6 protein-coding genes are annotated in these 8,681 nt (G+C 41.5%); all 6 read left to right on the top strand.

All coding sequences use genetic code 11. From position 1 onward, the window contains the following. A partial coding sequence (locus F580_RS26660) for a FecR domain-containing protein (protein WP_040358006.1) occupies positions 1-189 on the top strand: 189 nt, incomplete at its 5' end. A gap of 455 nt (positions 190-644) precedes the next feature. Continuing rightward, positions 645-2,183: an arylsulfatase gene (locus tag F580_RS0123520; protein ID WP_019030215.1), complete on the top strand. Its 1,539-nt coding sequence runs from the start codon at positions 645-647 to the stop codon at positions 2,181-2,183. Between the two features lie 77 nt (positions 2,184-2,260). Beyond that, positions 2,261-3,967: a glycoside hydrolase family 31 protein gene (locus F580_RS0123515; protein ID WP_019030214.1), complete on the top strand. Its 1,707-nt coding sequence runs from the start codon at positions 2,261-2,263 to the stop codon at positions 3,965-3,967. Between the two features lie 15 nt (positions 3,968-3,982). After that, a complete protein-coding gene (locus tag F580_RS0123510) occupies positions 3,983-6,574 on the top strand; it encodes an alkaline phosphatase D family protein (protein WP_019030213.1) in 2,592 nt (863 codons plus the stop codon). Between the two features lie 132 nt (positions 6,575-6,706). Beyond that, entirely contained in the window at positions 6,707-8,011 is a 1,305-nt protein-coding gene (locus tag F580_RS0123505; RefSeq protein ID WP_157443231.1) for a hypothetical protein, read from the top strand. Between the two features lie 108 nt (positions 8,012-8,119). Further along, a complete protein-coding gene (locus F580_RS0123500; RefSeq protein ID WP_019030211.1) occupies positions 8,120-8,482 on the top strand; it encodes a hypothetical protein in 363 nt (120 codons plus the stop codon). Positions 8,483-8,681 lie beyond the last annotated feature (199 nt).

Here is an 8,681-nt window from a genome sequence, read left to right as displayed (position 1 = left end):
GTTGCTGAAATAACTCGCTATACTGGTGTCGCTATAGAAATCGCTGACAGTGATTTAAAGCAGGTTAAAATAGTAGGTCGATTTAAAACCAATGACCTTGATTCAGTCTTGTCTTCATTGGATAGATCGTTTGGTATAAAACATCACTGGAATGGCGATAAAATGGTTGTACTAAGTACTAAGTACTAAGTAAAAAGTAAAAATAGTCATTATGCTTGCTACAAGTTATGCGGTTCGTTTTACCGCATAACTGCCTACATGCTAGGTGCAGGTATCCACAGGTATTCTTCGTCATATCAAAGTGGCATTTACCTGTACAATTTCACTTTACAGTGAGTGACACACCGGCAAAGCCGCGGGTATGATGAAAGCTCCTAGAAGGGGCTAACTCCTGAGAATTGCATTTGCTCTTGCCGCTTTCTTCTTTCTCTTGATTTCTAATACACGCCCGAATTATGTTAGCGCGTAAATCGCCATAACAGTGAAAAGTTGCTGGTTGAAGTACCGTATTTTTATTTTCTTGCCATAAATAATAAATAATAAATAATAAATAATTAATAATAAAAATAATTAAGGGTATTTGGCGTAGAAATCAGTTATATGAGGATACATTCTATTTTTATTAAGGAAAAGGGTCAGCCATAATGAGTCACAAGTCTTTAAAATCCTTACTGTTAATTTTCGGGGCAATGATAACCCTTATCGGATGCGGTTCAAATAGCACTTCTGCGGTAGCGGTAAAAACACCAAGCCCCCAAAAAACTAATATCATTTATATTCTTGCCGATGATATGGGCTACGGTGATTTAGGCGCTTATGGTCAAGAAAAAATTCTCACGCCTAATATTGATAAATTGGCTTTAGAAGGTATTAAATTTACTCAGCATTACTCAGGTAGTACCGTTTGTGCGCCATCAAGAAGCGTTTTATTAACTGGTTTGCATTCAGGACACACTCAAGTGAGAGGCAATTATACCTTAGGAGGCTATAACAGGTGGGGAAAAAACATTGAACAAGGCCAGATCCCGTTAAAATCAGGCACACAAACCATCGCCAATATGTTGCAAAATGCCGGTTATACTACCGCCGTTATCGGTAAATGGGGTTTGGGTGGACCTACGAATAACATCGGTCCTAACGACTTTGGTTTTGATTATTTTTATGGTTATCTTGACCAAAAATGGGCGCACAACTACTACCCACCTCATGTTTGGGAGAACAAAGAAAAAGTTGTCTTAGACAATGAGTTTTTTATTCCTCATGCCTTAATTGCTAAAACCAGCACTAAAGCTAAAGACTATAAGCAATATATGGGCAATGACTATGCACCAGAATTGATGACAGATGCAGCGTTAAAGTTTATTGACCGCAACGCAGACAAGCCATTTTTTCTGTATTATTCGGCTTTACAACCGCATGCTGCCATTCAAATTCCGGATGAAGATCTTAAACCTTACGATGACAAAGCCTGGCTTGAGCCAGCAATGGATATGACTAAGAAAGTTTATACGCCGCATCCAAGGCCAAGAGCAGCTCGCGCTGCGATGATCACCGATTTAGATCGAGATGTTGGTCTAATGCTACAGCGCCTGGAAGAGCTCGGACTTGCGGATAATACCTTGGTTATCTTTGCGAGTGATAATGGCCCCACAGGTGCCGGCGGCCAAGACCTGGCGTTTTTTAATAGCACCAAAGGCTTAAAAGGCGAGAAGCGTGACTTATATGAGGGCGGTATTAGAGTGCCGATGATCGCCAGATGGCCGGGTAAGATACCTGCCAATACCACCACTGACGTTATATCGGCGTTTTGGGATATTGCCCCGACACTTGCGCAAGTTGCCCAAGTTCCTGGTTTAACTCGTGTTGATGGCATGTCACTAATACCCTATATGCAAGAGCCAAATAAAACATCTGACGAGCGGGTGATGTACTGGGAGTTTTCAGAAAAACTTCGTGGCTCTCATGGTCAACAGGCTATTCGCCTTGGTCAATGGAAAGCGGTGAAACGCAATGCCATTGCTGATGCCAATGCACCTATTGAGCTCTATAATTTGACTGACGACATTGGAGAAACCAATAACGTCGCGGCGAAACATCCTGAAATAGTGGCCAAAATGAAAAAGCTAATGACCACCCAACGTACACCAACGCCAGTCGAAAAATGGCAATTCCCTACTCACTAGTTGACCTTTATTCGTTTGAAAGAAGCGCCAATAATCTCTTTAGGTTTGGCGCCAGATAATTTTACATGGTGTTTAATATGAAAAAACGTACAAAAAAAGTTAATCAATTAACCTTAGTTACCGTTGCTTTAACGTTTGCGCTCTATGGTTGTAATGATGTTACTCAAACACCGCCTAGCAGCAGTATCTCACCAGGCACGGTAAAAACCGAACAACAGCAAAGTACAGTAATTGAAGCGGCTAAAGATCAACAATGGTGGGCAGCTGTCACTCGAGACGGCGATAAAATGCCTTTGCAGGCCAAGTACAGCGTTAAAATGTTAGGTGATACTTTTGGTAATCAGGTTCAACCACTTTTATTGTCGGCCAACGGCTATGTTATTTGGTCAGAAAAGCCGTTTTCTTACAAATACGACGGCAAAGGTAGTTTAACCATATTTGATAATTTAGATGAAATTATTCAGCACAAAGCCGGCGACTCCCTTAAAGATGCGGCTGATTATGCCTCTAAAACCTTTTTTCCGCCGTCTGGAAAAATGGTTGATGAATTGTTATTTACTGCACCACAATTTAATACTTGGATTGAATTAACCTACAATCAAAATCAAGAAGATATTCTTAAATACGCAGAGCGCATTATCAGTGAAGGCTTTAAACCTGGCGTATTAATGATTGACGATACCTGGCAAACCAATTATGGCGATTGGACGTTTAATCCAGCACGTTTTTCTGATCCTAAAGCGATGATGGATAAACTTCATGCGATGGGCTTTAAAGTGATGTTATGGGTCGCGCCTTTTGTCAGTGGTGATATTCCAGCCTACAGAGAATTAAAGAAAAAGGGCGGCTTATTACGTCAAAGTAAAGCGCTAGTTAAAATTGATAAAAATGACATTTTATTGCAGCGTAAAAATAAAAAATCACCACCGCAAATGGTTGAATGGTGGAATGGTCAAAGTGCAGTATTAGACTTAACCAATCCGGTTGATAAAAAATGGTTTAAAGACCAGCTGGATCACTTACAACAAACATATGGTGTTGACGGTTTTAAATTTGATGCCGGTGATGCACGCTCGTATACCAAAGGTGTTGGCCATAAAGACATCTTGTCAAATGAACATTCTGAAGCATTTGCGGAAGTGGGCTTAGATTACCCATTAAACGAATACCGAGCTACCTGGAAAATGGGTGGCCAGCCAATAGCGCAACGTTTACGAGACAAGTTCCACACTTGGGAAGATATGCAAAAGTTGATCCCACAAATGAACATGATGGGCATGGTGGGTTATCCGTTTTCATGCCCTGATATGATCGGTGGTGGTAATTGGATCTCATTTCAACCGGGTAAGGAAGTGGATGCTGAACTGATTGTTCGCTCAGCTCAAACGCATGCCTTAATGCCTATGATGCAGTTTTCGGTAGCACCTTGGCGTATATTGGATCAAGAACACCAAGACGCGATAAAAGTAGCCACTAAGCTGCGCTTGAAATTTAATGACTACATTTTAGCGCTAGCAAAAACGGCTGCCAAAACAGGGGCACCGATCATGCGACCGCTAGAATATAACTACCCACATCAAGGATATATCGATATAAAAGATCAGTTCCTGATGGGCGACAATCTATTAGTAGCACCGGTTATCACGAAAACAAAAATACGCAAGGTTACTTTACCACCAGGTAAATGGCTTGATCACAATGGTAAAACCGTTGAAGGCGGACAAACCATTAATGTGCCTGTACAACTCGATACGTTGCCTCATTATTGGCGCGTTTCTGCTTAATTTTCCGAGATTCTTATGACTAACAATAAAATTAACATCAACCGCCGCCAATTTAACAAATTAGTGGCAACCGCCGGTGCTGCGACGCTAATTCCGTCTTGTGCACTAATGACTAATTCATCTGATAATGCGACATTTACCAGTAATTGGCATCAACAAGGCGATCGCGCATGGATAGGGGCCGAGTATTGGTCTAACCCTATGCAAGATTGGCAGATAAAAGACGGTAAACTACTTTGTAATAAAGCGGCAGAAGACAGAGATGTGCAGTTACTAACCCATCAATTAGGCGATAGAAGTGGCGATTTTCAGTTAAGCGTCGAGTTAGGAACACAGCAAGGTACCTTTATCACCAATAATGGCTCAGCCGGCTTTCAACTAGGCATTAAAGGTAAAGTCCCTGATTATCGCAATGCGCTATTATACGGCCGAGGGTTAGGGGCTGGCATCTCAAGTGATGGTTTTATTTTCATTGGTGATAATAAGCAGCCAATAAACTTGCCTAATGACGCCGTTATTTTGCATTTAACCGGTAAACCGTCAGGCGCTGGTTATCAATTAACCTTGATCGCAACCGACAGTAGCAGCGAGAAAACACTGGGGCAAGTGAGCTTAGACGGTGTTGACGGGAATTCATTAACCGGCAATATCGCCTTAGCCACTAATTTTGTTTCCCTGCGCACCGGGCAAAAAAACGTCGGCATAAAAAAATGGGGCTGGCGTGATGCCGACCCAGAAAATACCAAGCAAGCGGGACGTTTTTGGTTTAACAACTGGCAGCTTAGCGGCGCTAAAATAAGCGTTAGTCCTGACCAGCACTTTGGTCCGATACTGTTTTCTCAGTACTCAATGAGCAGAGGAGCAGTAAGGCTTAGCGCGCAAATGCCACCTATTGGCAAAACAGACAATCAAACTGTAGATATTGAAATAAGGCCGGCGTCTGCACGTAATGGTGCTTGGCAGAAATTAGCTACTGAAAGCATAGATCCACACGCCTTTTGTGCGACATTTGAATTTACTGACTGGGATGCCACGCAAGATTTCCAATACCGCTTAGTATATAAGCTCAATGCATCACAAAAAGACGATTATTATTGGCATGGTAAAATCCAAAAAGATCCGGTAGATAAACCTGATCTTTATGTGGCTGATTTGTCTTGTAATACTCATGAGGCATTTCCTAATTTCCAAATAGCCCATCAACTTAAACAATTAAACCCAGACATGATCATGTTTACCGGTGACCAGTTTTATGAACACTCTGGCGGTTATGGTGTGCAGTTTCGTCCGATTGAAAAAGCATTTTTAGATGTGATGCGTAAATGGATGTTACATGGCTGGAGCTGGCGTTATCTAACCAATCATATTCCTTCAATCGCTTTACCGGACGATCATGATGTATTTCATGGCAATATCTGGGGCGAGGGCGGTCGCTTAGGTGAATTTAAAAGCTTGAGAGATCCGACAGATTTCGGATATAAAATGACGCTGTCTTGGGTTAATGCTATCCATAAACAACAAACCGGCCACAATCCTAAACCTTATGACAGCAAGCCATCGGTTGATGGTATTACTAACTTTTATACTGAATTGGTTTATGGCCGAGTAAGCTTTGCCGTACTTGCTGACCGCATGTATAAATCTAGCCCTGAGCGAGTTAGGGCCGGTGTACCTGGTCGCGTTGATCATATCAAAGATGAAAATTATGATACCTTATCTCTTGATGTGCCAGGTTTAGAATTGCTGGGTAAAAATCAAGAAGAGTTTATCGAGCAATGGACACAAAATTGGCAAGATGTTGATATGAAAGCCGTGGTATCGGCTACGCCATTTATTGGTATGGCAACAACCCATGGTGGTAAGCGTTTATTTGCCGACTTAGATGCCAATGGTTGGCCACAAACCCCACGCAATAATGCCCTTAAAATCATGCGTAAAGCCTTTGCTATTCATATTACTGGCGATCAACATTTACCGGCATTTGCTCAGTATGGTGTTGACGAACATGGAGATAGTTCTTTTGTTTTTGCCAGCCCTGCGCTTAATACCGGCTATCCACGTAAATTTGAACCTAAAGTAAAAGGGCTTAATCCTCCTAATAATTTACTTAATACCGGTGATTTTTTAGATCCCTTTACCAACAAGTTTACGGTATTGGCCGTGGGTATACCGCCAAGCAAAGAGCGTAAAGAAGTATTAAACAAAATGACCGATAAATTATCAGGCATAGGTTTCTTGCACTTTGATAAACGCACGCAAAAAATTCGCAATGATTGTTGGCTGCATATGGAAAATCCGCGCCAAGCGGGTAGTCAATTACCAGGCTGGCCAATTACTGTCGATATGATGGATAACTTTAACCCGTCGAAAAAGTACTTGTTACCTTTGATTAAGGTAAATGGCATTGCTGATCCGGTTTTTCAGGTGGTTGATGAAAGTAATGGCGAAGTAGTTTTCACCGTTAGAAAAATGAAGACCAAAAGCTTTCAACCGTTTGCATTAAAAGCAGGCACTTATACCGTGCACGTTGGTGATGGCACAACGGTGACTAAAACCTTTAAAGGGTTAAGTGCTTCGTTGACTAATGCACAAGAGCTAATGGTATAAAGCTGCGGTACTACGGATAGCCTTAAATTGTGATTTATTAATAGGGGACAATGCTGGTGCTAAGTCCCAGTTTTACCCGTTAAACCACGATTTATGGCTATCTATAAAAAACTGTAAACCTAAAAGAGTTCAATGATGCAATATAATAACACCCGACTTTCCTCTCTGAATATCGTGCTATCTCCACTAACAAAAGTTATCAGGAATTGTCTTTTATTATTATCACTGGTATTAACAAGCTTTTTTGTTGCCGCAAAGGGCGTACCACCGCATGTTGCCAAAGTTAATGCCAACGTGCTGCCAGAAAGTAATTACCCGTATTGGCCAGCCTATAACAGTTTGGCGCTTGATGATTTAACAGATATTAAAGCTCAGCCTTGGATTAACCAGCAACATACCATTGACGGATGGGACTGGTCTTTGCCTGAGTCGGTAACGCCGGCTGATAATGGCCTAGTTGCATTACAAAGAAACATAGGTTTGAAAAAATCGTTTAAAGCGCTAAAACTGAGTTTTCCGAGTAATTCAGTGGGGATTTTGTGGGTTAAATGGCGTGATATCGAAGCCACTGAAGGTAACTTCGACTTTTCTCCGATAGTCGCCAAAATTAAACAGGCAAATAGCGTTGGCGTTGAGGTAATACTGCGAATTCTAGCGCATTCTAAAGATCGCGCAGGCAATATTAACAAGGGCGATGCGCCTTTGTGGCTGGAAAAATATGACGTAACGTTATTGAAGCGAAGAAGGTTGAAAGATAATTTGAACTTTGATCCCGCCCACCCAGTGTTTCATGACAGATATTTAAAGCTTGTTCAGGCGTTGGCAAAAACTGATATTCCTAACATGGTGAAAGCCGCTTATGTAGGTTATCGCTCAAACTCATTTGGTGATGAAGGTATCGGCCCCTTTAAAGAGCATGACTGGCAAAAGAACGATGCCTTGGACCATGTTAGAGAGCGTTTAGATGCTTGGCAAAAAGCTTTTACCGGTATGGAGCATAAAGTGTTTATGGGCGGCACTAGCCATTATGGCTTTAAACAGGGTTTTGGCGTAAGACGCGGTTTTGTTGAGATGTACTTATACAACATACCCAATGCGGATATGGGGCAGTACATCGATATTAACGGCTATTTAATGGTTGATGAATCAGCGCCTATTATAAAAAATGGCGGTTTTCACGGCGAAGTCAATGAGGAATACGAAGCCGGATGGGCAACAGCCAAACGTGGTTATCGTTTTGGCGAAACCACTAATTCATATCCCTATCGTTACTTTGTTAGTACTTTGCGTGCCTTGCAGATGCGCTGTAATTACATCCATACTACCGGACATTTAGTACCACAAATGTTGCCATTTTTGTCATTAGAGCTTGGCCGTACCGTGCATGACGCTCCAGATACATGGAGTTATCTCAGCACGAGCTATCTTAAGAGCTAGGGAAGTAACAAGAAGGGTGAACAGCAGGGCGGAACACCCGTCAAGAACTTCGAGCGTTGGTTATATCAACGTGATGCATTAGGTTATAAAACACAACCCGCAATAAAAATGCAACACGCCATTAAAATGTGGATGGTTCAGCCGGGTAAACACTTTGATTATATAGCACGAACCGGTAAAAAGATGGGTTTTGATATAGACGATCGCTGGTATGGTCAAGGTCGCGATGTTGCTATCAAGGTTACTTATATTGATCAAACAGCCGGTAGCATGAAACTGGTTTTTAATGGCGGGACTAAGGCTAAAAGTGAACAACTTCTAGGTGATGGTAAATTAAAAACGGTCACTTTCATGGTGGCTGACTTAGTACAAAATAGCATGGCCCATGACTTTGACTTCACCCTTGAAAGTGGCAACGACAAAACAGATATTGTGGTTTCCATGGTGCGAGTGGTAGCCACGGCCAAGTAAGACTTACATGAAAAAAATAAAAAACTAGGGTATTTCTATTAATACTAAGTCTATATATAAAGCGGTTATTAAAATACATGTAAATAACACTCTTATAGCTTATAAAAGATGAAATATGACAGATAACGATTCAAATAATATAACTAGCTTGGTTTCTCATCGAGATTATGCAATGAAAATCGTCTCTAGATTGTTACCT

The organism is Colwellia piezophila ATCC BAA-637, from assembly GCF_000378625.1.
In the GTDB taxonomy this organism is placed as follows: Bacteria; Pseudomonadota; Gammaproteobacteria; order Enterobacterales; family Alteromonadaceae; genus Colwellia; species Colwellia piezophila.
The sequence above is the reverse complement of the archived record's forward strand: the minus strand, read 5'-3'. Positions and strand labels throughout refer to the sequence as shown.